Below are 24327 nucleotides of genomic sequence, written 5' to 3' on the forward strand. Positions count from 1 at the left end.
CGCGAGACTATCGGCCACGGCTCTGCCGCGGCGGGTGTGGCCCGGAAGACGCGCCGCCACCCGGACCCGGCCGGGCGGCGTCCGGGCCAGCCCGGGCCGCGTCCACGTCGATGTCCGCCGGGTCGTCGGCCGGATCCGGCCGGGCGTGCAAGGGCCCTGCCGGCGCCGATTCGGGTACGCCCGCAGCCGACTCCGACCGGGCGTGGCCGCCCGGCTCCCGGCTGACCTGCACGGGCCGACCCGCCCGGGGCAGCCCGTCGGGTGGGCTGACCGCTCCCGCCGGGACCGGGATCTCCCGCGTCGACGCGTCCGGGCGTACCTCGGCCACCCGGTAGGTGTCCCGGCCGGCGGCCTTGGCCGCGTAGAGCGCGTCGTCGGCGGCCCCCAACACCGCACGCCCGGTGCTGCCGTGGTCCGGATAGACGGCGATGCCCACCGACACGGTCACCACGACCGGCCCGGCGTACGCCCCGAGGGCGACCGCCGTCTCCCGCACCGCCGCGCCCAGCCGCTCCGCCACGATCGCCGCGCCCCGGGCATCGGTCTCCGGAAGCAGCAACACGAACTCCTCGCCGCCCTGCCGGAAGGCCAGGTCCACCTCGCGGATCTCGCCCCGGACCCGCCGGGCGAACTCGGCCAGCACGGTGTCCCCGGCCGCGTGCCCGTACGTGTCGTTGACGTCCTTGAACCGGTCCAGGTCGAGGGCGAGGACGCTGAGCATCCGACCGAAGCGGCTGGCCCGCTCCACCTCGCGCCGGATCGACTCGCGCAGGTAGCGGTAGTTCCACAGCCCGGTGAGCGGGTCGGTGAGCGAGAGCCGCTGGGCCTCCTCGTGCACTCGCACGTTGTCCACCGCCACCGCCGCGTGCCCGGCGAAGGTGCGCAGGGTGACCAGGTCGTCGTCGTCGAACTCGTCGGCGCCCACCCGGTCGTAGAGGGCCAGTACGCCGAGCGCCGCCGCCGGCGCGCCGGCCTCCTCGGCGGCGCCGCCCGCGGTCGTGGTGGTGCCGCCGCCCGGGGTGGCGAACGGGACCGCCACATAGGTACGGCAACGCGGCTCGCCCGCCGGGGCGTCGGTCGGGTCGACCCGCCCCCGCTGCGGCTCCCCGGTGGCGGCCACCGCGCCGACCACGCCGACGCCCACCGGCACCCGCAGCGCCTGCGGTTCGTCGGCGTCGCCCCGGGGCAGGCGCCCGTCCAGCCCTTCGGTGCACTGCGCGACCAGCACCCCGCCGGCCTCCACCAGAAGCACCGCGCCGGCCCGGGCACCGGTCGCCGCGATCGCGCTGTGCAGGATCACCCGCAGGATGCGTTGCAGGTCATGCGTGCTGGCCAGGGTGTCGCCGAGCACGGTGAGGTGCCCGCGCAGCTGGTCGCGGCTGCTGGTCAGGGCCGCGACGTACGACCCGGTCTCCCGGGTCATCCGGTTGAACGCGCCGGCCAGTCGACCCACCTCGTCGCGACTGCGCACCGGAACCCGGGCGGTCAGGTCACCGTGCGCCACCCGGTCCACCGCGCCGGCCAGCTCCGCCAGCGGTCGGGTGGTCACCCGGGCGAGCCGCCAGGCCGTCAGCACGGCGAGCAGCCCGGCCAGCGCGACCACGCCGGCCAGCGTGGCGTACAGCTCACGTGGTCGATCGCTGGGCACCGAGAGCACCAGCGCCAGCGGTTGCCCGAGGGACGGCCCGGTCCGCCGCACGTACCGCCCGTCGGAGGTCTCGGTGACCCGCTCGCCGTCGGCGGTGCTGGCGGCCGCCAGCACCGCGTCACGGACCTCGCGGGACTCGGTCGTGTGGGTGACCCGCGCCGCGCTCGCGCCGCCGTCGAGCAGGGTCACCGCCACCCCGGTCACCGCCGCCAGTCGGGCCACGAAGGTCGGGTCGACCAGTTGAGCGGCGGCCACCGTGCCCAGCAGGGTGCCGGCCTGGTCCCGCAGGTCGACCTGCGCGGCCAGCGTGCCGACCGCGTCGGGCGCTGCCGTCGCCGGGCTGGTGCAGTCCCGCCAGGGGGTGGGCGGCGCGTCGGGCGAGGCGTAGGTGACCTCACCGGCCACGTCGGTGATCAGCACCGCCGCGGCCAGACCCCGGCCGACCAGTTGCCCGGCCGCGCGGGCCGGGTCGTCGGTGAGGGCCACCGCGTCGGCGGTCGCGCGTAGCTGCTGGCAGAGGGCATCTACCGAGGTACGCACGGTGGCCGCCGCCACCGCCAGACGCTCAGTGGATCGGCTGCGGTCGACGGCGGTGACGGTGGAGGCGACGAAGAACGCGCCGAGCAGCACCGGCCCGAGCACCACCACGAGGAAGGCTGCCGTCAACCGTCCGCGTAGCGTCACTCGGTCCCCCCGGAAGTTCCGCCTCCGTTGCTTGCGATGCTGACACAGAGCAACCGTGGGAGAGGCGTTGCGTCAGGAGTGTTGCGTGCCGGATTTTTCTGATGAAGCGGAAGTGACTCGGGTGGCCAAGCGAGACACCCGAGCCGAACTGCTCGCCCGCCGCCACGCGCTGACCGGTCCGGCCCGGGCCGCCGCCGCCGGGCGCGTCCAGGCCGAGCTTGTCGCGTTGGTACGCCGGCTGCGCCCGCGTCGGATGACCGCGTACGTGCCGGTCGGCTCCGAGCCGGGCGGCCCGGACCTGCCGGCTGTGCTGCGGGCCGCCCTGCCGTCCGGCGCCGAACTGCTGCTGCCGGTGCTCCGCGACGACCTGGATCTGGACTGGGCGGCGTACACCGGACCGGACGGGTTGGTCGCGGCCGGCCGGGGTATCCGAGAACCGATCGGACCCCGGCTCGGGGTGACCGTGGTGGCCGGGGCGGAGCTGGTGGTCGTACCGGCGCTGGCGGTGGACCGGCAGGGCCGGCGGTTGGGTCGCGGCGGCGGCTCGTACGACCGCGCGCTGGCCCGGGTGCCCACCGCCACGCTGACGGTGGTCCCGCTGCACGACGACGAGCTGGTCGAGGCGCTGCCGGTGGAGCCGCACGACCGACCGGTCCGCGCGGTCGTCACCCCTGCCGACGGAGTGCGTGCCCTTGGCGGCGGCCCGGGTACGGCGTACGGTGTCGCGCCCCACACGTCCGCTGGACGAACCCGGGGCCAATGACGCACCATTGGCACTCGAATACGTCGAGTGCCAACTGGCCGAGCCCAGATCCGGAGGAGAACGTGCCCACGTACCAGTACGCCTGTACCGCGTGCGGTCACCAGCTCGAGGCGGTCCAGTCCTTCTCGGACGAGCCGCTGACCGAGTGCCCGGCGTGTGCGGGGCGGCTGCGCAAGGTGTTCAACTCGGTCGGCATCGTCTTCAAGGGCTCCGGCTTCTACCGCACCGACTCCCGCGCGTCCGGTTCCGAGACCACGGCTGGCGGGGCGGCCAGCAAGCCGGCCAAGTCCGAGTCGTCCTCGTCCTCGGGTGGCGATTCCGGCTCGTCGTCCGGCACCTCGAACGGTTCGTCCTCGTCGTCCGGCTCATCCTCGTCGTCCGGATCGTCCGCGGCCTCCGGCTCCGCTGCCTCCTCCGGCGGGTCGAGCGGCGGCAAGTCCCCGGCGGCAAGCTCCGCGTCCTGACCTGGGCTGGCCTCGGGCCTGCCTGAGCCGGCCTCGGGCCAACATCCTTGATCCATTCGGGTGGTACGCCTCATAGCAGGTCCGACCGGTCGGTGGGCGTTTGTCCACAGGCCAGCCGGTTGTCCACAGGCGGCCGGGAAGGGCCGGCTGAACCGACCTCGATCTGCCTAACCTGCCGCCCACGGGTGTCGCCGCGGCACCCGGGACGGGAGACGGCAGATGGCCACCGGTGGTCCGAACTCCGCGCGGGCGTTGCGTCCGCTGCGCCGGCTTACGCTGCCCGGCGGGCGCGCCCTGCTGCGGGCAGGCCTGGTGGCCGCGCTGCTCGGCCTGGCCGCCGCCGTCCTGCACTCCCCGACCGTCTGTCCGTCCGCCACCCACTCCACGGTGCCAGCGAAGCCGACCGGCTCGCCGAAGGCGGCAGAACCGAGCGACCCTGGCCGTGGAGCCGAGAGGCCGGTGGCTGACGACCACCGGCGGTGGGGGTCAGTCCCAGTGCGGAGGGCGTTCGGCGAGCAGCCAGTCGTCGTTGCCCCCGGCCCGCTCGCCCCAGCCACGGTCGGTGTCGTCGGCGGTCTGCTCGGGCAGCACCACGAAATCGTCGCTCAGGTCGACGGTGCGGTCGTCGTCGCCGCGCGCGCCCTGCGGGCCGGGGTTCTCGGTGCTCACGAGCGGCAAGACTAGCGCAACCGACGGCAACGGACCGGTCGTCGACGATGCCGCGTCGGCCAGAAGCGACCGGGCTGCCGGCCGCGTTGGTAGCGTCGGACGGCGTGACGACCCCCAGCGGTGGCAGCAGCTCCGACGACTACTGGCGGCGGCCCGGGCCCGGTGGCGGCGAAGGGGCCGGGCAGTCCCCGGCCGCTCCGGCGAGCGGATACTCCGGCCCACCGCCGAGCATGCCGCCGGCGGCGGGCTGGCGTCCGCCCGTCTACCTGGAACCGGCCCCGCCGCGGCGGCTGCCCCCGCAGGACACGGCCAACCTGGACGCGTCGGAGCAGCGCGCGCAGCGGCTCACCTACGGCTTCGGCGCGGCGGCCGGCGTGGTGCTGGTGGTCCTGGTCTGTCTGCTCTGCTCGCGGGTCATCTTCTGACCCGCGCCGCGTACGACGGTCAGAGCGTGGTGCTCCAGACAGCGGTGGCACCGGAGTGCCCGGTGAGATAGACGTAGACCAGAGCGGCGATGGACAGCGCGACGACGGCCACTCCCAGCACCGGCACCACCAGCGCGGGCAGCCGCGGCACCCGGGGGTGCTCGCTGGTGGCCACCAGCAGCAGGATGGCCACGATCCCGAGCGGCACCACGATCCGGAACAGGATGTCGCCGTACCGGGAGTGCTCGAAGATCTGGTCGAGGATCGGGCCCTGGAAGCCCCGGGCGACCAGCGCGTCGGCGAACGCCTCACCCGACTCGACGGCCACGAAGGCGGTCAGCGGCGCGGCCACGGCGAGAAGGCCGAGCGCCCAGTCCAGCCGGTGCCGCCAGCGCGGCAGCGCCACGTACGCGATGGCCAGCACGGCGAGCAGCGGCACGAGCACGACCACCGCGTGGACCACCAGGACGTGGGCCGGCAGACCCAGGATCTCCTCGAACATCGACGCCTCCAGGTGGATCATGGTCCGGGGTGCACCAGCCTACGGTCGTCCCCAGGTTCTCGATCGGACACACGCACGCGCCCTCGATCGGGTTCACCCTCCACGGCGTCGAGGTGGACGAGGCTGCCGACCCACGGGGTCGGTCCGGCCGTGGCACTCTTGGGCGGTGGACTCCGATGACCTCGGCCTCTTCGGTCCGGGTTCGGCCACGTGGAAGGTGCACGAGGAGCCGATCCTGATCGTCGCCGGCCTGCGTTCGCTCTACCTCCAGGCACTGCACCCGCGCGCGATGGCCGGGGTCGCGCAGAACAGCAACTACCGCACCGACGCCTGGGGCCGCCTGGTCCGCACCGCCACCTACGTGGCGACCACCGTCTTCGGCACCACCGTCGAGGCGGAGGCCGCCGGAGCGCGACTGCGCCGGTTGCACGCCCGACTGCGAGCCACCGACCCGCGTACCGGCGAGGAGTTCCGGATCGACGACCCGGATCTGCTGCGCTGGGTGCACGTCACCGAGGTCGAGTCGTTCCTCAGCACGGCCCGACGGGCCGGCCTGCCGCTCACCGACGACGAGGTCGACCGCTACTACACCGAGCAGCGTCGCTCCGCCGCCCTGGTCGGGCTGGACCCGACCACCGTGCCCGGCACCGCCGACGAGGTGGCCGCCTACTACCGCGCTGTACGGCCGGAGCTGCGGATGACCCGGGAAGCCGCCGAGACCGCGCTGTTCCTCACCGCTCCGCCGCTGCCGTGGAAGCTCAGCCTGCCGGCCCGGCTGGGGCTCACACTCGGCCCGCCGCGCTGGGCGTACCTGGGCATCGCCGGCACCGCCTTCGCGCTGCTGCCGGCCTGGGCCCGACGGATGTACGGGGGGCTCGGGCTGCCCACCACCGCACTGTCGGCGGACCTGACCGTGCGCGCGCTGCGGCTGGCGCTCACCGCGGTGCCCCGCCGCTATCGGGAGGGGCCGTTGTTGCAGGCCGCCAAGGAACGGGCCGAGCGGCACCCCGCCGCCCCGCTGGCCGGCTGAGCTCAGCCCGAGGCCCTCGCGCCACAGCCGCCTCGAAGCCAATGTGCGCCATGGCGCGTGCGTGAACTGCGGCTCAGCCGTCGGCGGGCCGGTCCACGGCCGCCCACGGCTCCTTGCCCGGCGTCTGCGCGCCGATCGGACACGTACGCCGGTAGTCGCACCAGCCGCAGCGCGGGCCGGGCGCGACCGGGAACGCGTCATCCGGGTCGCCACCGTCGGCGACCGAGCGCTCGGCGGCCATGATGTCGCGGGCCGTCTCCTCGGCCCGGGTCAACTGCCGGGCCAGCGACTCGACGGTGTGATCGTGGCCGGCGACCGTGCCGGTCGGCAGGTGGTGCAGCTCCACTCGGCGGCACGGTCGACGGAACACCCGCTCGGCCGCGTACGCGTAGAGCGCCAGCGCCTGCGAGCCCCGGGCGTCGTCCGCGTCCAGCCCGGTGCGGCCGGTCTTGTAGTCGACGATGACCAGCTCAGGGCCCTCCGGCCCGGTACGGGAGTCGATCCGGTCGGTACGACCGTTGAAGGCCAGCACCGCGGTCTTGACCGCCACCACCCGCTCCACACCGAGCGGGTCGACCCCGGGCTCCAGCGTGTCGACGTACGCCTCGAGCCAGCCCAGCGCCCGCCGGTAGGCGGCCCGCTCCTGCTCGTCGTCGCGGTAGCCCTCACGGACCCAGGTGCCCTTGAGCAGGGTGGCCAGCGCCTCGGGGCGACGCCGGTCGGCGGGCAACGCATACCAGTTCTTCAGGGCAGTGTGCACGCTAGCGCCGAGCGAGTTGTGCGCCCAGGGTGGGCCCTTCGGCGGCGCCGGCCGGTCGACGTAGGAGTAGCGGTAGCGGCGCGGGCAGTCCGCGTACGCGCCGAGTTTGCTCGGAGTGCAGACGAACAGCCGCTCCGGCATCCCCTCGAAGCCGAGCTGCTCGGCACCACCGGCGCGCTGCTGTGGGGCCCGGCCGCCCGCGGCGGGTCGTCCGGCTGAAGAGGCTCGTCGCACGTCTGCGATCCTGCCATCCACCCCCGACATCGCGGGTGACCCGGTCAGGTCATGTTCAGGTAGTGCCGGACGAAGGCGGCCACCGCGTCGGCGATGAGCTGCACGGCGATCGCCGCCAGCAGCAGGCCGGCGATCCGGGTCAGCACCTCGATCCCGGCGGGCCGCAGGATCTTCACGATGCCGCCGGAGAAGCGCAGCACGATCCAGACCGCCACCATCACGGCGAGGATCCCGACGGCGATGGCGGTGAAGTCGCCCAGCCCGTCGGCCTGCTGGACGAAGAGCATGGTGGCCACGATGGCGCCGGGACCGGCCAGCAGCGGGGTGCCCAGCGGCACCAGCGCGATGTTCGAGGTGGCGTCCGGGCTCGGGCCGTCGGTCTTGCCGGTCAGCAGTTCCAGGGCGACCAGCACCAACAGCAGCCCGCCGGCCGCCTGCAGGGCCGGCAGGTCCACGTGCAGGTAGTCGAGCAGGTTCTGCCCGGCCACCGCGAAGACCACGATCACGCCGAGCGCCAGCGCGACCGCCTGCCAGGCCGCACGGTTGCGGTCCCGGGCCGGCAGCGGACCGGTCAACGCGAGGAAGATCGGCACCATGCCCGGCGGGTCGGTGATCACCAGCAGGGTCACGAAAACCTCGCCGAACAACTTCAGGTCCACGTGATCAACCTAGCCGCGCCGTTGCTGGCGCAAACCGGGATCAGCCCGAAGCGACCTCGGTCACTCCTTCGGCGACGATCCGCTCGTACGCGCCGACGTCGGTGCCGAACGCGCCGAGCTGGACGGTCTTGTGGGTGCCGTGGAAATCCGAGGAGCCGGTGACCAGCAGGCCCAGCTCGGCGGCGAGTGCCCGCACGTGCGCCCGCTCGGCGGGGCTGTGGTCCTCGTGGTCGGCTTCCAGCCCGGCCAACCCGGCGGCGGCCAGCTCGGCGATCAACTCGTCGGGCACCACCCGACCGCGTCGGGTGGCCCGCGGATGGGCGAAGACCGGCACCCCGCCGGCCGCTCGGACCAGCTTGATCGCCCGGAACACGTCGATGTCCTGCTTGGGCAGCCGGTACCGCTCGCCCAGCCAGTCCGGGCCGAACGCCTCGCGGGTGCTGGTCACCAGGCCGGCCCGGATCAGCGCCTGCGCGATGTGCGGGCGACCCACGGTGCCTCCGCGTGCGCCGGCCAGGATCTCCGGCCAGTTCACGTCGATCCCGTCGGCGCGCAGCAGCGCGACGATCCGTTCGCCCCGCTCCTCGCGGGCGGCCCGCACCCGGGCCAACTCGGCGACCAACTCCGGGTAGTCGGGGTCGAACAGGTACGCCAGCAGGTGCAGCGGCATCGCCGGCTGCGCGCCGGACCAGTGGCAGGACAGCTCGGCGCCCCGGACCAGCCGTAGCCCGGACGGCAGCGCCCGCACGGCCGGCGCCCAACCGACGGTGGTGTCGTGGTCGGTGATCGCCAGCACGTCCAGTCCGGCGTCGGACGCCGCGCGGACCAGCTCGGCCGGGCTCAGCGTGCCGTCGCTGGCGGTCGAGTGGGCGTGCAGGTCGATCCGCGACGCGGGGCCGGTACGTGAGCTCATTTCTCGACGCTACCGAGGATCGCCCGCCCGGGTTCGCGGAGGTCGATCCGGCCTCGATTCACGCAGGTCAGGAGCCGGTAACGACGACCAGCCGGTCCCGTGGCCGCACACCGGTCACCGGTGCCGGCTCAGCCGGCCTGCCGGCCCGTACCTGGTCGACGTCGACCCGGACCAGCTCGCCGGCTCTGTCGACGTAGGTGGCGTCCGAGTCGGTCGTCCAGGCCACCGCGCCGGTCAGCGGCAGCCCGGCCGGCAACGCCGTCAGGTCGGCCCCGAGCCGGTGCAGGTCGATCAGCAGGGCCCGCTCGGCCTTACCGACCCGCCCGTTCACCAGCAGCCAACGCCCGTCAGCGGAGATCCCGCCGGCCCCGTCCGGGCTGAGGTCCGGGCCGCAGCCGGTGCGTACCGGCTTCAGGTCCTGCTTCGGCTCGAGGACGGCCAGACAGGTCTCGCGCGGGTCACCGGCGGCGACCTGCCCGATTAGCTTGCCGTCGGGCAACGTGCCGTAGACGTTCAGCGTCTTCCGGTCCGTGCCGATGCCCAGCTGCCCGGCACCCGGCCGCCACAGGGCGTGGCCTGCCCGGGTCGGGTCGAGCCGGACCAGCACGCTGTCGCGGACGAACTGGACCGGCACCGCACCGGCCGGCGCGGGGGTGCGCACCGGCCCGATGAGCTGGGCGTTGATCACGCCCGCCACCACGATGTCGCTGCCGTCGCGCCAGGCGATCTGGCGCCGGTCAGGTGCCACGACGATCGGGCCCGCGCCGGCCAGCAGCACCTGCACCAGCCCGTCCTGGTGCGCCACCCAGAGGGATCGGCCGGCAGTGGTCTGCACCCCGACCACCAGCCAACCGGCGTTGTCGGGCAGCCGGAAAGCGCGCTCGGCAGGCCCGACACCCGGCAGTTCCAGGCGCCCGCCGGTGCTGCTGACCAGCGTCGAATCGACGAGCAGGTCCACGGACGTGCCTTGTGCGGGAGCGGGAGCGATGGTCGCCGTGGGGATCGGTCGAGGCGACAGAGCGGGGTCACCGATCACGACGGTGGGTGGACCCTGCCGGCTGGGGTCGTCCCCGAGCTGGGCCATGCCGGTGCTGATCAGCACGGTGGCGGTCACCGCCAGGGCGAGGCCGGCCGCGGCACGCCGTCGGCGAATTCGCATCGCCCGGCGGATGGCCTGGCCGGCCGGATCGGCGCTCAGTGGGCGCGCGACGGCGACCTGGTGCGAGAGGGTATCCCGCACCGCCCCTTCCAGCTCGTCAGGCCGCATGTCGTAGGGACGCGCTGAACGCTCCGTCAGGTTGCCGGACCGGCCCGGGAATGCACTCACCGCTGCTTCCCGGAGTTCGTGCCGACCGGCACGGCGGCGGGCAGTTCGACCGACGGGCCGACCGGGAGGGGGACGATCCGGTCGGCCCCTTGGACGGGTGCCGGCCGCGGGCGGCGGGTCACGGCCTCACCGGCGGCCGGCGTACGCGCGGCCGAGGAGCCAGCGCCGCCGGTGCCCGGAGTACGGCGTGGCACGGCAGGACGCGCCGGTCGGCGGGCCGGGGTGCTGGACCCGGTGGGTGCCGGGGCGGCGGGCGAGTCCTCGGCGGTCAGGTCGAGCGTGTCGGCACCCATCCGCTTGCGAAGTGTGGACAGCGCCCGGGACGCCTGGCTTTTCACGGTGCCTGGCGAGATGTCCAGCATCGCGGCGGTCTGCGCCTCGGACATATCCTCGTAGTAGCGCAGGACCAGCACCGCCCGCTGCCGCTTGGGCAGCTCCCGGAGGTGCCGCCAGAGCAGGTCCCGGTCCAGTTGCTGCTCGATCTCGTCGACACCGGCGCGCTCGGGCAGGACCTCGGTGGGACGCTCACCGTGCCAACGCCGCCGCCACCAGCTCGTCGACGTGTTGACCATCACACGTCGGGCGTACGGCTCGACCGCCTCGATCCCACCGAGCCGCTTCCAGGCCAGGTACGTCTTGGTCAGCGCAGTCTGGAGCAGGTCCTCGGCCGTGGCCCAGTCCCCGGTGAGCAGGTAGGCGGTACGCAGCAGGGCGGCGGATCGGGCCGCGACGAACTCGCGGAACTCCTCCTCCAACGGGTCCCTGCTCGCCACCGCTCACCTCCACACCCCAGCTGTCCTGGCAGGGTGTCACGGCTGAGGCGCTCCGGTCCATGACGAAAGGTGCGCACTTACTCCGATGTTCGGACGAAAAGTTTCACGCGCCGTCGTCGGCCTTGGCCTCGTCGGCCTCCTTGCCCAACCGCGCCTCGACTGCCTGCGGCTCGTACATCTCCTCGACCACTCGCAGGTAGAGCTCGTTCGGGTTGGGGAGGTTCTTGACCTCACGCAGCGCCTGCTCCTGGCCGGCGGACTCCAGCACGAAGGTGCCGTAGTTGAGCGCTCGGCCGGTCGGCGTCTGCTCGTATTTCATGTCCGTGACCCGGACCAGCGGCATCATGGCGACCCGACGGGTGATGATGCCGTTGACCACCATGACCCGCTTGTTGGTCAGGATGAAACGGTCATACCACCAGTCGGCGACCTTCCACGCCACCCAGCCCATCACCGCGAACCAGAGCAGCACCGCGATGGTGGTCAGCGCGCCCACGTTCTGCCCGGCGAGGAAGCCGGAGAGGTAGCCGAGGACGAAGGTCGCCGCGATACCGATCAGTAGCGGGGTGCTGAGGTGGATCCAGTGCCGCTTCCACTCACCCCGGTAGCGCTCGGTGGGGAAGAGGTAGCGGGCGACCAGTGAGCTGGGCTCGTCCTCCAGCGGCAACACCCGCCGAGGAGGCGAGCCGGTCGCGTCGGCGCGCAGCCCGGCCAGCTCGTCCTCGGAGATGTGCGGCTGCTGGTAGCCGGCCTCTGGATCACGGATCCAGGCCCGACCCGAACGACCCTCGCCGGCGTAGCCGGGACCGTCGCCGTAGCCGACGTCGTCCGATAGGGACGGACCATCGGACAGGCCAGCGCCAGCACCGTAGCCCGGGCCGTCATCCGGCCCGATCCGCGGGATCGGCTCGGTGTCACGCTCGCGGCGTTCCCGGTCGGGGTCGTCCGGGTCGAAGGGTGGACCGGAGGGGCTACCCATCGGCGGTTAGGCGACGAGACTGGTGAAGAAATCGCCGAAGCCCTGGGCGATATCCATGATCCCGCCGCCGAGCGACTTGAACACATCCGCCGCCGAGTTTGGCCGATAGGCGACGAAGAAGATCAAGAATGCGATTCCGGCCCAGGTGAGGACCTTCTTGACCATGGCGGGCCATCCTCTCGCGCGGCGCCGGGTCCCATTACCGCAGCGGCACCCAGAGTATCAGTGTGGTGTCGTACAGTGAATATCTGCGTCCGTTCTCCGTCAAACCGGGAAGGTTGTCAAGCCCTCCCAGGCAGGTACGGAGACGGTGCGCCGTACACGAGCTCGGGTGGAGTCCACTCGGTCAGGTCGTGCAGCACGACATCTTCCGCGAGCAGGTGACCCGCACTCGCCGGCCAGGCTATCGCATGCAGCCACATTCCCCGAGCTTCGCCGGCGTACGCGCTTCGATCCGTCGGAGAATTCACCAACCACAGTGGAGTTGGATGCCCTCCGACCCGGATCCGGGCCTGCCCGACGTGCTCGGGGTGACCCGGCCCGGGGTCGGTCAGCGCGTCGGCCAACTCCGGTCCGGGGTCGGGCCCGGCCAGGCCGGCGAGCCGGGTGCCCAGGCCGACGCCCGGCTCCTCGGCCACGAAGACCAGGTCGGCCGGGCCGCCACCGAGCGGTGCCGGGCCCGCGCAGGCCACCGCGGTCGCCCGTACGCCGGTCCGGTCGTCCCCGGCGTACGCCACGCCGGTGAGGGTCCAGCCGAGCGGCAGCGGCCACGGGCACCACAGCGGCGTACCCGGCGAATCCGTGCTGGCGGTGATCCGTTCCACCACGGAGGCGACGATCTCGGCTCCGATGTGTTCGGGCACGTGCAGCGGCGGCACCGGCCCGCAGCTCAGGCACCTCGACTCGGTGTGCATCAGATCCGGCGCCCGTACCGGGCCCCCGCATCTCGGACAACTCACCGCGACACTCACAACTCCACCGTCACCCCGGAGCGGCGGTACGTCAAGCCGGACCGTCCGATTCGGTCCCGTGGCGCGCGGTCAGTCCGGCGGCGCGTCGGCGTGCGTACGGATCCAGGCGTGCATGGCGATGCCGCTGGCCACGCCCGCGTTGATCGACCTCGTCGAGCCGTACTGGGCGATGGAGTAGAGCTGGTCGCACGCGGCACGGGCCGGTTCGGAGAGCCCGGGTCCCTCCTGCCCGAACAGCAGCACGCAGTCCAGCGGCAGGGTGCCGGTCTCCAGTGGCCGGGAGCCGGGCAGGTTGTCGATGCCGAGCACCGGCAGCCGCCGCCCGGCGGCCCACGCGACGAACTCCTCGATCGTCTCGTGGTGCCGTACGTGCTGGTAGCGATCGGTCACCATGGCTCCGCGCCGATTCCACCGGCGCCGGCCGACGATGTGCACCTCGGCCGCGAGGAACGCGTTCGCGTTGCGGACCACCGTGCCGATGTTGAAGTCGTGCTGCCAGTTCTCGATGGCGACGTGGAAGCCGTGTCGACGCCGGTCCAGGTCGGCGACGATCGCCTCGTGCCGCCAGTAGCGGTAACGGTCGACCACGTTGCGCCGGTCCCCCTCGGCCAGCAACTGCGGGTCGTAGCGCGGGTCGTCCGGCAGGTCCCCCGACCAGGGGCCCACGCCAACCTCGAACTGGTCGTCGGTCACGATCAGCAGAGGTTACGGGCCGGGCCGGCGCACGGCGCGGCGGCCTGCCGGTTCAGACCAGCCCCAGCGCGCCGCCGAGTCGGTCCAGGAAGCGACGGTCGGCCGGGCTGGTCGGCTGACCGGCCGAGCGTTCGCCGGGGGCCGGCACCGCCCGGCAGACCCGGGCCGCGACCGACTGCACCCATTGGCGGTACGCGGCCGAGTCGGCGGGATCGGCACGCCGGTGCAGGACCCGGACCGCCGCCCGACAGGCGGCCAACAGGTCCACCAGGTCGGTGAGCCGCTCGACGGGCGGCGGATTGCCATCATCGCGGGCATAGATCGCGGCGACCACCGCGCGGACCAGGTCGCTGTCGAACGCCCGGCCGGCGGCCACCGCCTCCAGGCCGGCCAGGCCTGCGGCGACCCCCCGGTCCGGGCGGCCGGGGGCGGGCGCGGCGACGGCCACGATGACCCGACCGGGCAGGCTGGTGAGCAGGTCCCACTCGGCGGCGGAGTAGATGGCGGTGGTCAAGGGTGCGGCTCGGCGGCCGGCAGAGGGCGGCTCTCCGGCGACGGAGTGGCTCATCGGAACCTCCGGCGCCAGCATATGCCCCGAAACGGAAAAAGGGCCCCTTCCCCACCGAAACCCGGTGCGGGAAGGAGCCCTCGGCCGGACGCCGCGCTCAGCGCGGCTCGGGGAAGCTCGGGCGCTCCGGATCGACGCCCTCTGGAACGGCGCTGGCCGCGTACTCCCGCTTGGGGACCATGACCCGGCGGCGAAAGACGCAGACCATGGTGCCGTCCTGGTTGTAGCCGCGGGTCTCCACCGACACCACGCCCCGGTCGGGCTTGGAGCCGGACTCGCGTTTGTCCAGCACGGTGGTCTCGCCGTAGATGGTGTCGCCGTGGAACGTGGGGGCGACGTGCCGCAGCGACTCCACCTCCAGGTTGGCGATCGCCTTGCCGCTGACATCCGGCACCGACATGCCGAGCAGCAGCGAGTAGATGTAGTTGCCCACGACGACGTTGCGCTTGAACTGGCTGGCCGTCTCGGCGTAGTGCGCGTCCATGTGCAGCGGGTGGTGGTTCATGGTGAGCAGGCAGAAGAGGTGGTCGTCGTACTCGGTGACGGTCTTGCCGGGCCAGTGCCGGTAGACCGCGCCGACCTCGAACTCCTCGTAGTAACGGCCGAACTGCATCCTGGTCCCCTTCGACGGGTGGCGATGGAGTTCGGCACAGCATGCCTTACCGGTGGTTAAGGTGACCGGTGGGATGCGGGCCCGGCGGAAATGTCACACCGGTCACTCGCACGGGGGGAGACGCAATGAGCGGCGGGGCCCTCCCCGGCACCCGCCGCCCACGCTCTGATGGGGAAGAGTCTGCCCTACGGAACCGTAGCTTCAACAGAGACCGCGGTCACATTTATCTTTTTGTAACACTACTCTTGGTAGCCGAGAGCGAGTTGATCAGCGATCTCCGCAGGCCGGATACCTCCATGTCAATGAGCAAGTTACCGATTCGTAGCGCTCGATCCTGTGGATCTCCCTGGAAGCGCTCCCATCACGCCAGGTCACGCAATTGCGTCATGCACTTGCGTTCCGCAGGTCGGGACGGACAGATGCAAGTCGATGACCCTCGGTACCCTCAGCAGCCCGGAGCACGTTTCGTGCCCAAGCGCGCGGGAATTCGATACGGTCAGCCCTGGTTCTACGGGACGTAGGTAAACCGCGTTGATCGGAGAGTGCAATGGCAACCGTTGAGCTGACCTCGGGGAACTTCGACGAGGTGACCGGCAACGACGGCATCGTCCTGGTCGACTTCTGGGCCGACTGGTGTGGTCCGTGCAAGCGGTTCGCCCCGGTCTACGAGCGCTCCTCCGAGAAGCACCCGCAGATCGTCTTCGGCAAGGTCGACACCGAGGCTCAGCAGGAGCTGGGTGCCAAGTTCGAGATCCGGTCGATCCCGACGATCATGGCGATCCGTGACGGCGTCATCGTCTTCGCCCAGCCCGGCGCCCTCCCCGAGTCCGCCCTGGAGAACCTGATCGAGCAGGTCGAGGCACTGGACATGGACGACGTCCGCAAGCAGCTGGCCGAGCACAACCACTGAGCCGTCCCCGCGACGGCACCTGAAGGCCGGACCCGGTACGGGCCCGGCCTTCGGCGTACCCGCCAGCGGTCTCCGACCCCAACGTCCGCCGACCCGGGCAGCCGGATCTGACCGTCGGAGGGACCCGAGGCGGCCGGTAAGTCCCGTATTCTCACGACCCGATGGAGAACCTGACCGCCCGCGGGCGTACCACCCGGCTGGGCGCGACCGCGCTCGGCATCGTCCTGTTGCTGGTCGGCACCCTGTGGGGCAGCGACGACGACTTCCCGTTCGGTCCGTTCCGGATGTACGCCACCTCCAACCCGCCGAACGCGCCCGCGCCGGACACCCGGGTGGAGGGGGTGAACAGCGCCGGCGACGTGATCGACCTCGACCAGGACGCGACCGGCATCCGCCGCGCCGAGGTCGAAGGTCAGCAGGGCCGGTACGCCGCCGACCCGACGCTGCTCGCCGAGATCGCCGACGCGTACGCCGAACGCCATCCGGCCGCCGCCGCGCTGGTGGAGGTCCGCATCGTCATTCGCTGGCAGGGCATCCGTGCCGGGCGGCCCACCGGCCGGCACACCGATGAGACCGTGGTCCGCTGGCAGGCATCCCGATGAGCCGCTGGCTGACCGAGCCGGTGCCGCGCGGCCGGATCGCCGCGTTCCGGACGTTGATCTACCTCTTCGTCGCCGCCGACCTGGTGATCTTCACTCCCTGGGTGCGCACCCGGGCCAGCGTGCCCGGCGAGCTGTACCAACCGCTGCTGGTCGGCCGGGTGCTCCCGCTGCCCACACCCACCCCGGCACTGGTGGCGGTGATCTTCTGGGCGCTGTTGCTGCTCGCCCTGCTCGCCGCGACCGGACGGGCGCCCCGGCTGCTCGGCTGGTCGGTCTGCGCGCTGTACCTGGAGTGGATGATCATCGCGATGAGCTACGGCAAGGTCGACCACGACCGGTTCGGGCTGCTCGTCGCGCTGGCCGTGCTGCCCACCGCCGGGCGTGCCCGGCACGGCGACGCCACCCGCACCGAGGCCGGCGGCTGGGCGCTGCGGGTCACCCAGATCGCGGTGATCTGCACGTACTTCCTGGCCGCCTGGGCCAAGCTGCGCTTCGGCGGGCTGGACTGGCTGACCGGCTCGGTGCTGGCCCGGGCGATCATCCGGCGCGGCACCGACCTTGCGGACCTGGTCGCCCAGGTGCCGTACCTGCTGATCGTCGCCCAGTTCGGCATCGTGGCCTTCGAGCTGCTCAGCCCGGTGGTCTTCCTGCTGCCGGCCCGCTGGCGACTGGCCATGGTCGGCTTCTTCTACTCGTTCCACGTGGTCACCATCGCGACCATCACCATCTCGTTCGCGCCGCACCTGGCCGCGATGACCAGCTTCCTGCCGTTGGAACGGGTGCGCCCGCTGCTCTGGGCCCGCCGGCTCGCCGGTCGCGATGCCACCGGGTCGGCGCCCGAACCGCCCGCCGCGGCCCCTGACCCGGCGCCCGTCGGCACGGAGTCGTCGGCGCTCGGCGATCAGGCCCCGGTGGTCGGGCGACCGGCAGGGCCGTAGAGCCGCTCCCGGGCCTCCTGGGGAAGAGCACAGGCCGCCGTACCGCCGGGCAGCCGGTGCCGGTTGCGGGCCACCCAGCGGTACGCGGGCCAGGCAGCGGCGCGTACCGGGGGGAACCGTAGGCCGGCCCCGGCAACCCGCCACAGCGGGCCGCTCGCGGCGAGCAGTTTCGCGATGGCGTCCGGACCGGCGGCGCGGGAGCCGTCCGCGCCGACCCACTGCACGGCTTCCTCGCACTCGTCGGCGGTGAGGCCGAGCGCGTCCAGATCGGAGAACTGCCACGGCACCACCCGTGCGCCGGTGGGGATGCGGCGCTCGATGAACTCGGCGCACCGCGTGCAGAACGCGCAGTCTCCGTCGTAGACGAAGGTCGACCTCTCCATGGTGTCCATCTTCCTCTCATCGACCGCGTGAGCGGGCACGGGTGTACGGGGGGTCACTTGCGCTGCGCTCGTACACGTGTTCGAATAGTACCCATGCGCTGGGACAACCTCACCGCTCCCCCGGTCGAGGGAGACCCCGAGCGGGCAGCGCCAGCGACGCCACCCCTGCCGCTGGCGCTGCCCGGCGCCATCGCCCGCACGTTCGACACCCCGGAGTTCGCCGGGATGACCTTCTACGAGGTGCGGGCCAAGTCGATCATCAACCGGGTGCCCGGGCAGTCCCGCGTCCCCTTCGAGTGGACCGTCAACCCCTACCGGGGCTGCTCCCATGCTTGTGTGTACTGCTTCGCGAGAAATACTCACACCTATCTCGACCTCGACGCCGGGACGGACTTCGACCGGAAGGTGATCGTCAAGGTCAACGCCGGTGAGCTGGTCCGGCGGGAGCTGGCCGCGCCGAAGTGGCGGGGCGCGCACGTGGCCATGGGCACCAACGTGGACTGCTACCAGCGGGCCGAAGGTCGCTACCGGCTGATGCCGCAGATCATCGCGGCCCTGCGGGATTTCGCCAACCCGTTCTCGATCCTCACAAAAGGCACGCTGCTCCTGCGGGACCTGCCGCTGCTCCGGGAGGCCGCCGAGGTCACCAGCGTCGGCATCTCCTACTCGGTGGGCTTCGTCGACGAGCAGCTCTGGCGTGCCGTCGAGCCGGGCACCCCGCACCCGCGCCGCCGACTCGGCGCGGTCCGGGCGCTCGCCGACGCCGGCTTCTCGGTCGGGGTGCTGATGGCGCCGATCCTGCCCGGGCTGAGCGACAGCGACGAGTCGATCGACGCCACCGTGTCGGCCATCGCCGCCGCCGGCGCGACCAGTGTGACCCCGCTGGCCCTGCACCTGCGTCCGGGTGCCCGCGAGTGGTACGCGCACTGGCTGGCTCGCGAGTACCCGCACCTGGTGCCGCGCTATCGCGAGCTGTACCGGTCCGGGGCGTACGCGCCACAGGCATACCAGCGGGAGCTGACCGCGCGTGTCCGGATCGCGGCCCGTCGGCACGGGCTGCACCGTGCCGAGCAGGGCGACAACCGCAGCCTGCCCGAGGCGCCGCCAGCGCCGGCCGCCGAACAGCTGACCCTGCTCTAGTCCGTGGGCGGCGCTACAGTCGGCGGGTGCGTACCGCTCAGCAGATCCTCGCCGACTCCGCCGTGATCGCCGTCGTGGGCGCGTCCCGTGACCCGGCCAAGGCCGCGCACGGCGTGCCGTTGCAGATGCAGCAGTACGGCTGGCGGATCATCCCGGTCAACCCGACCGTCGACGAACTCTTCGGAGAGCGGGCGTACGCGACGCTGGCCGACATCCCGCACCCCGTCGACCTGGTGGACGTCTTCCGGCCGGCGGCCGACGCCGTGCAGGTGGTCCGGGACGCGGCGGCGATCGGCGCCCCGGCCGTGTGGCTGCAGCTGGGCATCTTCTCCACCGAGGCGCGACAGATCGCCGAGGCTGCCGGCATGGACTACGTAGAGGACCGCTGCCTCATCGTCGAACGCGCAGCAGCCAACCTGACCCGTCTCCCCTGACCCGTCCCCCCAGCACAACCCCATGATCGACCCGACGGGACGACGGGTCGTACGATGCGGCCGTGTTGTTGCCTTGGCTGGGGCGTACGCCTTCGATGCGGGACGGACTCTGGGCGCGTCGGCTGCTGGCCCTGACCTTCGCGGCGGCTGTGGCGGCGGTGGTCGCCGTGGGCCTGCTCCAGGTGCCTCCGCTGTCCGGCGTGAGCTGGGTCGTCTGGCTGATCCTCGGCGTTCGGTGGCTGGCCGCGCGCTGGTGGCCTCGGCGCAACGGTCAACTGCACTGGCGGGAGCGGGTCACCGGCGTCAGCACGGTCGAACCCGGCCTGGTGGCCCGCCGGTCGCTCGCCGGCTGGGTTGACCTGTCGGCGGACACGATCACGGCGCTGGTGGTCGGGGCGGTACTGATCGGGTACCTGCCTCAGCGCGGCTTGTGGGTCGACATCGCCAGAGCGGTGGTCGCCGCCGGCGTGGCGGGGTGGCTCGCCCGGACGGCCTACGAGCAGGTGCGATTCACCGGCCGGTTGGCGCTCACCCCGAGCGCGATCCGGCACGGCCGTCAGGTCGTGGACTGGACGAACATCGACCGGGTCAGCCCACACCAGCGCGACGGTCGGCTCAACGGCGTACGGCTGCGGCCGGCCGTCTGGCGGTCGCTGCGGCCTGCCCCGGTGGTCGGTGGCCGGGACACGGCGGTGCCCGAGGAGCGGCTGATCACCGCCATCGAGGAGTACCGGTTCCGGCCGCAGGACCTCGTCGCGGAGCCGGTCAAAGCTTGTATTCCTTGAGCAGGCCGCGGGAGATGATGGTCTTCTGGATCTCCGAGGTGCCCTCGCCGATGAGCAGGAACGGTGCCTCCCGCATCAGCCGCTCGATCTCGTACTCCTTGGAGTAGCCGTAGCCGCCGTGGATGCGGAACGCCTCCTGAACCACCTCGGCGCAGTATTCCGAGGCGAGCAGTTTGGCCATGCCGGCCTCGACGTCGTTGCGCTGACCGGCGTCCTTCAGACGGGCGGCGTTGACCATGAGGGCGTGCGCGGCCTCGATCTTCGTGCCCATCTCGGCGAGCTTGAAGGCGATCGCCTGGTGCTTGGCCAGCGGCTGGCCGAAGGTCTTGCGCTGCTGGGCGTAGCTGACCGCCAACTCGAAGGCGCGGATGGAGATGCCGCAGGCGCGGGCGGCCACGTTGACCCGGCCCACCTCGATGCCGTCCATCATCTGGTAGAAGCCCCGGCCCACCTTGTCAGCGCCGCCGAGGATCGCCGAGTCGGGGACGCTCACCCCGTCGAGCACCATCTCGGTGGTCTCGACGCCCTTGTAGCCCATCTTGTCGATCTTGCCGGGGATGGTCAGCCCGGGCGCGGTCTCGCCGAAGCCCGGCTCCTTCTCCAACAGGAAGGTGCTCATGTTGCCGTACACCGAGTCGGCACCGGTGTCGGTCTTGACCAGGGTGGCCACCACGGAGGAGTACGCCCCGTTGGTGAGCCACATCTTCTGCCCGTTGAGCACGTAGCGGTCGCCGTCGCGGACCGCCCGGGACTTGATGGCCGAGACGTCCGAGCCGGTCTCCGGCTCGGACATCGAGAAGGCTCCGCGCACCTCGCCGGTGACCATCTTCGGCAGCAGTCGGGCCTTCTGGTCGGCCGAGCCGTGCTGGGAGATCAGGTACGCCACGATGAAGTGCGTGTTGACGATGCCGGAGATCGACATCCAGCCCCGGGACAGCTCCTCCACCACCAGCGCGTAGGTGAGCAGGGACTCGCCGAGCCCGCCGTACTCCTCGTCGATGGTGAGGCCGAACAGCCCCATCTCCCGCATCCCGTCGAGGATGTCGGTGGGGTACTCGTCGGCGTGCTCAAGCCGCTGGGCGTGCGGAATGATCTCCTTGTCGGCGAACTCCCGGACGGTCTCCTGGATCGACCGCTGCACATCGGTCAGGCCGGGCGTCTGGGCGAGTCGGGCCATCTCAGCCTCCGGGGATCAGCGCACTACTCATGGGTAACTGAACGCTGGGTCAGTATCGGCCTCCGGGGCGGGCGAGGCCAAGGTGACCAGTCCACACAACCGCTGTGAAAAGGTTCACCGCTCCGGGTAGCGTCCGGCAAGAGGGACTTTTCCGGCACCGGCAGGAGGACAGCCGTGAGCTACCCACCGCCGTCGGGACCACCCGGGGACGAGCCGCCGCCGTCACCCTACGAGCCACCCCGGGACCAGTCGCCCTACGCGCCGCCGCCGGCGGGCCAGCCGCCGTACGCATCGGAGCACCCGCCCTACGGGCCACCGGCGGACGAACCCTCGCCGTACGCGCAGCAGGGCCCGCATCAGTCGGCGCACTGGGGGCAGCAGCCGCCGTACGCACCGCAGGGCCCCTACGCTCCGTACGGCCCGCCGCCGCCCGGGCAGGGTCGGGGCACCAACGTGCTGGCGATCCTGTCGCTGGTGTTCGCCTTCGTCTTTCCGCCGGCCGGAGCGGTCCTCGGCCACGTGGCCAAGCGGCAGCTCCGCACCACCGGCGAGGAGGGCGACCAACTCGCGACCTGGGGCCTGATCCTCGGCTACGTCTTCACCGCGCTCGCACTGCTGGCCTGCTGCGGCTGGGTGGCCCTGGTCATCTTCAGCAACAGCGGCGACAGCGGCGGCTACTGAACCAGTCGACGCTCAGCGGAAGCGGGCCTCGCGGACGCTGTTGCCGCCGTCCACCACCAGCATCTGACCGGTGATGTACGAGGCGGCCGGCGAGCACAGGAAGCTGATCGCGGCGGCGACCTCGTCCGGCGTGCCCGGACGGCCGACCGGGGTGCCGAGCCCCTGCTTGATCTCGGCCATCGTGGACGCCGCCGTGTAGATCGTGCCGGGTGCCACCGCGTTCACGGTCACTCCGTCGGCGATCATCTCCATGGCCAGCGCCCGGGTCAGCCCGACCACGCCCGCCTTCGCCGCGGCGTACGCGGCCTCGGTGGGCAGGGCGTTGACCGGGCCGGCGGTGGCCGCCAGGTTGACGATCCGCCCCCAGCCCCGTTCGGCCATCCCGCCGATGAACGCCCGGCTGCACAGGAACGCGGTGGTCAGGTTGCGGTCGATCTCGCCACGCCACTCGTCGTAGCTGAGCTGCGCGACCGGCCGCAGCACCCCCTGGCTGGCCCGGCTGGCCAGGCCGGCGTTGTTGACCAGCACCTCGACGTCGCCCAACTGCTCGGCGACCGCGTCGGCCAGGGCGCCGACCTCGGATTCGTCGGTCAGGTCCGCGACGAACCCGGTCACGCCCAGCTCGCTGGCCCGCTCGTGGATGCGCCGGGTGGTGGAGACGATGGCCACCCGGGCGCCCAGGTCGGCGAGCCGGCGGGCGGTGGCGTACCCGATGCCGTCCGGGCTGCCCGCTCCGGTCACCAGGGCGACCCGCCCGTCGAGCCGCATGGTCACCGGGTCGGTGAGCGGGACCGGCTCGTCTGCGCCGGGAGCACCGGCCGGTGTCGCCGCACGGCCGCGCCGAGCCACTCCCGGACGGCTGACGTCCCGTCTCGGTCGACTGCCGGAACGGTCCGCGGCGCGTGCGTCGATTGCCATGCCAGGGATCCTGCCCGCTCCGACCGGCCTGGGGCAACGCGGCACCCGGGAGCGGGGGCATCGGTTTTGGCCGTCGGTGGCTACCCTGGCGGCGCACCCGACCTGACGGAGAGACCGCATGACATATCCCCCACCGCCCGGCGGCTGGACCGATCCCACGTGGTCGGGCGAGCAGTCGAGCCCCCCGGTGGACCCGACCCTGGTGGCCGCACAGCCGGTACCCACCCAACCCGGCTCCGCGGACCCGTACGCGCCGGTCGACCCGTACGCCGGTGGCCAGGTGCCGCCCGGTCAGCCCCCGGCCGGATACGGCCCGCCCGGATACCCGCCGCCGTACGCGGGCTACCCGTATCCGGCGCCCCCGAAGACCAACGGGTTGGCCATCGCGTCGCTGGTGCTGGCCCTGGTCGGCCTCTCCTCCTGCGGCATCACCGCACCGATCGGAGCGATCCTCGGTCACGTGGCGCAGAAACAGATCCGGATCAGCGGCGAGTCCGGCGAGGGGATGGCGAAGGCCGGCATCATCGTCGGCTGGGTCCTCACCGGGCTGATGGTGCTGGGGGCGGCCTTCTACGCCGTCATGATCATTGTTGCCATCACGACGGGTGCCGGCGACAGCGGCAGCAGCTACTGACCGACGCGCTCACTCCGCCGGCGGGGTGAACGACGAGGTACGGCTCATCCCGGCCGCCCGGCCCTTGGCGGAGATCACCAGCGCCATCTTCCGGGACGCCTCGTCGATCATCTCGTCGCCGAGCATCACCGCGCCCAGCCTGCCACCGGCCTCCGAGGTGTAGTGCTCGTACGCGTCGAGGATCAGCTCGGCGTGGTCGTAGTCGGCCTGCGCCGGGGAGTAGACCTCGTTCGCCGCGTCGATCTGGCCCGGGTGCAGCACCCACTTGCCGTCGAAACCCAGCGCGGCCGAACGCTTGGCGACCTCGCGGAAGGCGTCGACGTCCCGGATCTGCAGGAACGGGCCGTCGATGGCCTGCTTGTCGTGCATCCGAGCGGCCATCAGGATCCGCATCAGGATGTAGTGGTAGGGGTCGCCCGGGTAGTCCGGGATCAGCGCGCCGACCACCAGTGACTTCATGTTGATCGAGGCCATGAAGTCCGCCGGGCCGAAGATGATGGTCTCCACCCGGGGCGAGGCGGCCGCGATGGCGTCCACGTTGACCAGACCCGCCGCGTTCTCGATCTGCGCCTCGATGCCGATCCGCCCGACCTCCAGGCCGATCGTCTTCTCGATCTGGGTGAGCGTCAGGTCCAGCCACTGCACCTGCGCGGCGGTCTGCACCTTCGGCAGCATGATGCAGTCCAGGTTCGCCCCGGCGCCCTCGACCACCTCGATGACGTCCCGGTAGGTCCACGGGGTGGTCAGGTCGTTGACCCGGACCACCCGGGTCTTGCCGGCCCAGCCGCCCTCGTTGAGCGCGGCCACGATGTTCTTGCGCGCGTCCGGCTTGGCCAGCGGTGCGACGGCATCCTCCAGGTCGAGGAAGACCTGGTCGGCCGGGAGTCCCTGCGCCTTGGAGAGCATCTTCACGCTGGAACCCGGCACGGCGAGGCAGGACCGGCGGGGACGACCGACTGCGGCCATGGGTGTGCTCCTTCCAACGTCCGGCACAGACGCCGACGCCACTGACGACAGACTTGAGAGAACTTAACGATCCCAAAGGGCGTG

30 protein-coding genes are annotated in these 24327 nt (G+C 72.1%); 12 read left to right on the forward strand and 18 right to left on the reverse strand.

Features of this window, described 5'->3' with window-relative positions:
* Window positions 1-7: 7 nt before the first annotated feature.
* Window positions 8-2332 carry a diguanylate cyclase gene (locus ACFQGL_RS10285; RefSeq protein ID WP_377508987.1) on the reverse strand — a complete coding sequence of 775 codons (2325 nt, stop codon included), beginning with the start codon at window positions 2330-2332 and terminating at the stop codon, window positions 8-10.
* An 85-nt stretch (window positions 2333-2417) separates the two neighbouring features.
* Here ACFQGL_RS10285 and ACFQGL_RS10290 point away from each other — a divergent pair, with 85 nt between their 5' ends.
* Window positions 2418-3095: a 5-formyltetrahydrofolate cyclo-ligase gene (locus ACFQGL_RS10290; RefSeq protein ID WP_377508990.1), complete on the forward strand. Its 678-nt coding sequence runs from the start codon at window positions 2418-2420 to the stop codon at window positions 3093-3095.
* A gap of 62 nt (window positions 3096-3157) precedes the next feature.
* On the forward strand, window positions 3158-3559 hold the full coding sequence (locus tag ACFQGL_RS10295; protein WP_377508993.1) for an FmdB family zinc ribbon protein: 402 nt from the start codon (window positions 3158-3160) through the stop codon (window positions 3557-3559).
* A gap of 486 nt (window positions 3560-4045) precedes the next feature.
* Here the strand turns inward: ACFQGL_RS10295 and ACFQGL_RS10300 are convergent, their stop codons facing one another.
* Window positions 4046-4228: a hypothetical protein gene (locus tag ACFQGL_RS10300; protein WP_377508995.1), complete on the reverse strand. Its 183-nt coding sequence runs from the start codon at window positions 4226-4228 to the stop codon at window positions 4046-4048.
* A gap of 104 nt (window positions 4229-4332) precedes the next feature.
* Between ACFQGL_RS10300 and ACFQGL_RS10305 the strand changes: the two genes are divergently transcribed.
* The gene (locus ACFQGL_RS10305) at window positions 4333-4653 is read left to right on the forward strand and encodes a hypothetical protein (protein ID WP_377508997.1); all 321 of its coding nucleotides are present in this window, start codon (window positions 4333-4335) and stop codon (window positions 4651-4653) included.
* A 19-nt stretch (window positions 4654-4672) separates the two neighbouring features.
* On the opposite strand, the gene ACFQGL_RS10310 is transcribed toward ACFQGL_RS10305, so the two are convergent.
* On the reverse strand, window positions 4673-5155 hold the full coding sequence (locus tag ACFQGL_RS10310; RefSeq protein WP_377509569.1) for a DUF2231 domain-containing protein: 483 nt from the start codon (window positions 5153-5155) through the stop codon (window positions 4673-4675).
* A 166-nt stretch (window positions 5156-5321) separates the two neighbouring features.
* On the opposite strand from ACFQGL_RS10310, the gene ACFQGL_RS10315 reads away from it, so the two are divergent.
* On the forward strand, window positions 5322-6185 hold the full coding sequence (locus ACFQGL_RS10315; protein ID WP_377509000.1) for an oxygenase MpaB family protein: 864 nt from the start codon (window positions 5322-5324) through the stop codon (window positions 6183-6185).
* 73 nt (window positions 6186-6258) lie between these two features.
* Here ACFQGL_RS10315 and ACFQGL_RS10320 read toward each other — a convergent pair whose 3' ends face one another.
* From ACFQGL_RS10320 to ACFQGL_RS10370, 11 genes are all read right to left on the reverse strand, one after another.
* Window positions 6259-7086 (reverse strand): RecB family exonuclease, encoded by an 828-nt coding sequence (locus ACFQGL_RS10320; protein ID WP_377509572.1) that lies wholly within the window; start codon window positions 7084-7086, stop codon window positions 6259-6261.
* A 137-nt stretch (window positions 7087-7223) separates the two neighbouring features.
* Window positions 7224-7838: a MarC family protein gene (locus ACFQGL_RS10325; RefSeq protein ID WP_377509003.1), complete on the reverse strand. Its 615-nt coding sequence runs from the start codon at window positions 7836-7838 to the stop codon at window positions 7224-7226.
* 40 nt (window positions 7839-7878) lie between these two features.
* Window positions 7879-8751: a PHP domain-containing protein gene (locus ACFQGL_RS10330; protein WP_377509006.1), complete on the reverse strand. Its 873-nt coding sequence runs from the start codon at window positions 8749-8751 to the stop codon at window positions 7879-7881.
* 67 nt (window positions 8752-8818) lie between these two features.
* Window positions 8819-9991: a hypothetical protein gene (locus tag ACFQGL_RS10335; RefSeq protein WP_377509009.1), complete on the reverse strand. Its 1173-nt coding sequence runs from the start codon at window positions 9989-9991 to the stop codon at window positions 8819-8821.
* An 83-nt stretch (window positions 9992-10074) separates the two neighbouring features.
* A complete protein-coding gene (locus ACFQGL_RS10340; RefSeq protein ID WP_377509012.1) occupies window positions 10075-10851 on the reverse strand; it encodes a SigE family RNA polymerase sigma factor in 777 nt (258 codons plus the stop codon).
* A gap of 103 nt (window positions 10852-10954) precedes the next feature.
* A complete protein-coding gene (locus ACFQGL_RS10345) occupies window positions 10955-11830 on the reverse strand; it encodes a PH domain-containing protein (RefSeq protein ID WP_377509014.1) in 876 nt (291 codons plus the stop codon).
* A gap of 6 nt (window positions 11831-11836) precedes the next feature.
* Complete coding sequence (locus ACFQGL_RS10350) at window positions 11837-11995, reverse strand: hypothetical protein (RefSeq protein WP_007455302.1); 159 nt, start codon at window positions 11993-11995, stop codon at window positions 11837-11839.
* A 116-nt stretch (window positions 11996-12111) separates the two neighbouring features.
* Complete coding sequence (locus ACFQGL_RS10355) at window positions 12112-12801, reverse strand: DUF6758 family protein (RefSeq protein WP_377509017.1); 690 nt, start codon at window positions 12799-12801, stop codon at window positions 12112-12114.
* Window positions 12802-12870: 69 nt separating this feature from the next.
* Window positions 12871-13494: a TrmH family RNA methyltransferase gene (locus ACFQGL_RS10360; RefSeq protein WP_377509020.1), complete on the reverse strand. Its 624-nt coding sequence runs from the start codon at window positions 13492-13494 to the stop codon at window positions 12871-12873.
* Window positions 13495-13546: 52 nt separating this feature from the next.
* Window positions 13547-14083, reverse strand: a complete 537-nt coding sequence (locus ACFQGL_RS10365; protein WP_377509023.1) for a hypothetical protein — start codon at window positions 14081-14083, stop codon at window positions 13547-13549.
* Between the two features lie 76 nt (window positions 14084-14159).
* The gene (locus ACFQGL_RS10370) at window positions 14160-14675 is read right to left on the reverse strand and encodes a MaoC family dehydratase (RefSeq protein ID WP_377509026.1); all 516 of its coding nucleotides are present in this window, start codon (window positions 14673-14675) and stop codon (window positions 14160-14162) included.
* 547 nt (window positions 14676-15222) lie between these two features.
* On the opposite strand from ACFQGL_RS10370, the gene trxA reads away from it, so the two are divergent.
* The 3 genes from trxA (at window position 15223) to ACFQGL_RS10385 (ending at window position 17125) form a co-directional block, all read left to right on the forward strand.
* Window positions 15223-15585, forward strand: coding sequence for a thioredoxin (gene trxA / locus ACFQGL_RS10375; protein WP_377509029.1), 363 nt, complete (start codon window positions 15223-15225; stop codon window positions 15583-15585).
* A 161-nt stretch (window positions 15586-15746) separates the two neighbouring features.
* Window positions 15747-16187, forward strand: a complete 441-nt coding sequence (locus ACFQGL_RS10380) for a hypothetical protein (RefSeq protein WP_377509032.1) — start codon at window positions 15747-15749, stop codon at window positions 16185-16187.
* Window positions 16184-17125: an MFS transporter permease gene (locus ACFQGL_RS10385; RefSeq protein ID WP_377509035.1), complete on the forward strand. Its 942-nt coding sequence runs from the start codon at window positions 16184-16186 to the stop codon at window positions 17123-17125. The genes ACFQGL_RS10380 and ACFQGL_RS10385 overlap by 4 nt, the downstream gene beginning before the upstream one ends.
* Here ACFQGL_RS10385 and ACFQGL_RS10390 read toward each other — a convergent pair.
* Complete coding sequence (locus ACFQGL_RS10390; protein WP_377509575.1) at window positions 17089-17508, reverse strand: thiol-disulfide oxidoreductase DCC family protein; 420 nt, start codon at window positions 17506-17508, stop codon at window positions 17089-17091. The two genes, ACFQGL_RS10385 and ACFQGL_RS10390, sit on opposite strands and share 37 nt — an antisense overlap.
* Window positions 17509-17601: 93 nt before the next feature.
* On the opposite strand from ACFQGL_RS10390, the gene ACFQGL_RS10395 reads away from it, so the two are divergent.
* The 3 genes from ACFQGL_RS10395 (at window position 17602) to ACFQGL_RS10405 (ending at window position 19867) form a co-directional block, all read left to right on the forward strand.
* Window positions 17602-18648 (forward strand): Rv2578c family radical SAM protein, encoded by a 1047-nt coding sequence (locus ACFQGL_RS10395; RefSeq protein ID WP_377509038.1) that lies wholly within the window; start codon window positions 17602-17604, stop codon window positions 18646-18648.
* A gap of 26 nt (window positions 18649-18674) precedes the next feature.
* Window positions 18675-19082, forward strand: a complete 408-nt coding sequence (locus ACFQGL_RS10400) for a CoA-binding protein (protein WP_377509041.1) — start codon at window positions 18675-18677, stop codon at window positions 19080-19082.
* A 62-nt stretch (window positions 19083-19144) separates the two neighbouring features.
* The gene (locus ACFQGL_RS10405; protein ID WP_377509044.1) at window positions 19145-19867 is read left to right on the forward strand and encodes a hypothetical protein; all 723 of its coding nucleotides are present in this window, start codon (window positions 19145-19147) and stop codon (window positions 19865-19867) included.
* Here the strand turns inward: ACFQGL_RS10405 and ACFQGL_RS10410 are convergent.
* Window positions 19848-21044, reverse strand: coding sequence for an acyl-CoA dehydrogenase family protein (locus ACFQGL_RS10410; RefSeq protein ID WP_377509047.1), 1197 nt, complete (start codon window positions 21042-21044; stop codon window positions 19848-19850). The two genes, ACFQGL_RS10405 and ACFQGL_RS10410, sit on opposite strands and share 20 nt — an antisense overlap.
* Window positions 21045-21218: 174 nt before the next feature.
* Here ACFQGL_RS10410 and ACFQGL_RS10415 point away from each other — a divergent pair, with 174 nt between their 5' ends.
* A complete protein-coding gene (locus tag ACFQGL_RS10415; RefSeq protein ID WP_377509050.1) occupies window positions 21219-21725 on the forward strand; it encodes a DUF4190 domain-containing protein in 507 nt (168 codons plus the stop codon).
* A 12-nt stretch (window positions 21726-21737) separates the two neighbouring features.
* Here ACFQGL_RS10415 and ACFQGL_RS10420 read toward each other — a convergent pair whose 3' ends face one another.
* Window positions 21738-22574, reverse strand: a complete 837-nt coding sequence (locus ACFQGL_RS10420) for an SDR family NAD(P)-dependent oxidoreductase (protein WP_377509578.1) — start codon at window positions 22572-22574, stop codon at window positions 21738-21740.
* A 187-nt stretch (window positions 22575-22761) separates the two neighbouring features.
* On the opposite strand from ACFQGL_RS10420, the gene ACFQGL_RS10425 reads away from it, so the two are divergent.
* Window positions 22762-23277: a DUF4190 domain-containing protein gene (locus ACFQGL_RS10425; RefSeq protein WP_377509053.1), complete on the forward strand. Its 516-nt coding sequence runs from the start codon at window positions 22762-22764 to the stop codon at window positions 23275-23277.
* 9 nt (window positions 23278-23286) lie between these two features.
* Here the strand turns inward: ACFQGL_RS10425 and ACFQGL_RS10430 are convergent, their stop codons facing one another.
* Entirely contained in the window at window positions 23287-24243 is a 957-nt protein-coding gene (locus ACFQGL_RS10430) for an HpcH/HpaI aldolase/citrate lyase family protein (protein WP_377509056.1), read from the reverse strand.
* Between the last annotated feature and the right edge of the window lie 84 nt (window positions 24244-24327).

The organism is Micromonospora vulcania (assembly GCF_042658605.1).
Classification (GTDB): Bacteria; Actinomycetota; Actinomycetes; order Mycobacteriales; family Micromonosporaceae; genus Micromonospora; species Micromonospora vulcania.

Bases quoted from the DNA above. Each gene is read 5' to 3' on its own strand.
- ACFQGL_RS10310 (WP_377509569.1), bottom strand. From the start codon at position 5,155: ATGTTCGAGGAGATCCTGGGTCTGCCGGCCCACGTCCTGGTGGTCCAC.
- ACFQGL_RS10320 (WP_377509572.1), bottom strand. From the start codon at position 7,086: ATGCCGGAGCGGCTGTTCGTCTGCACTCCGAGCAAACTCGGCGCGTAC.
- ACFQGL_RS10330 (WP_377509006.1), bottom strand. From the start codon at position 8,751: ATGAGCTCACGTACCGGCCCCGCGTCGCGGATCGACCTGCACGCCCAC.
- ACFQGL_RS10345 (WP_377509014.1), bottom strand. From the start codon at position 11,830: ATGGGTAGCCCCTCCGGTCCACCCTTCGACCCGGACGACCCCGACCGG.
- ACFQGL_RS10350 (WP_007455302.1), bottom strand. From the start codon at position 11,995: ATGGTCAAGAAGGTCCTCACCTGGGCCGGAATCGCATTCTTGATCTTC.
- ACFQGL_RS10365 (WP_377509023.1), bottom strand. From the start codon at position 14,083: ATGCTGGCGCCGGAGGTTCCGATGAGCCACTCCGTCGCCGGAGAGCCG.
- ACFQGL_RS10370 (WP_377509026.1), bottom strand. From the start codon at position 14,675: ATGCAGTTCGGCCGTTACTACGAGGAGTTCGAGGTCGGCGCGGTCTAC.
- trxA (WP_377509029.1), top strand. From the start codon at position 15,223: ATGGCAACCGTTGAGCTGACCTCGGGGAACTTCGACGAGGTGACCGGC.
- ACFQGL_RS10380 (WP_377509032.1), top strand. From the start codon at position 15,747: ATGGAGAACCTGACCGCCCGCGGGCGTACCACCCGGCTGGGCGCGACC.
- ACFQGL_RS10385 (WP_377509035.1), top strand. From the start codon at position 16,184: ATGAGCCGCTGGCTGACCGAGCCGGTGCCGCGCGGCCGGATCGCCGCG.
- ACFQGL_RS10390 (WP_377509575.1), bottom strand. From the start codon at position 17,508: ATGGAGAGGTCGACCTTCGTCTACGACGGAGACTGCGCGTTCTGCACG.
- ACFQGL_RS10395 (WP_377509038.1), top strand. From the start codon at position 17,602: ATGCGCTGGGACAACCTCACCGCTCCCCCGGTCGAGGGAGACCCCGAG.
- ACFQGL_RS10410 (WP_377509047.1), bottom strand. From the start codon at position 21,044: ATGGCCCGACTCGCCCAGACGCCCGGCCTGACCGATGTGCAGCGGTCG.
- ACFQGL_RS10425 (WP_377509053.1), top strand. From the start codon at position 22,762: ATGACATATCCCCCACCGCCCGGCGGCTGGACCGATCCCACGTGGTCG.
- ACFQGL_RS10430 (WP_377509056.1), bottom strand. From the start codon at position 24,243: ATGGCCGCAGTCGGTCGTCCCCGCCGGTCCTGCCTCGCCGTGCCGGGT.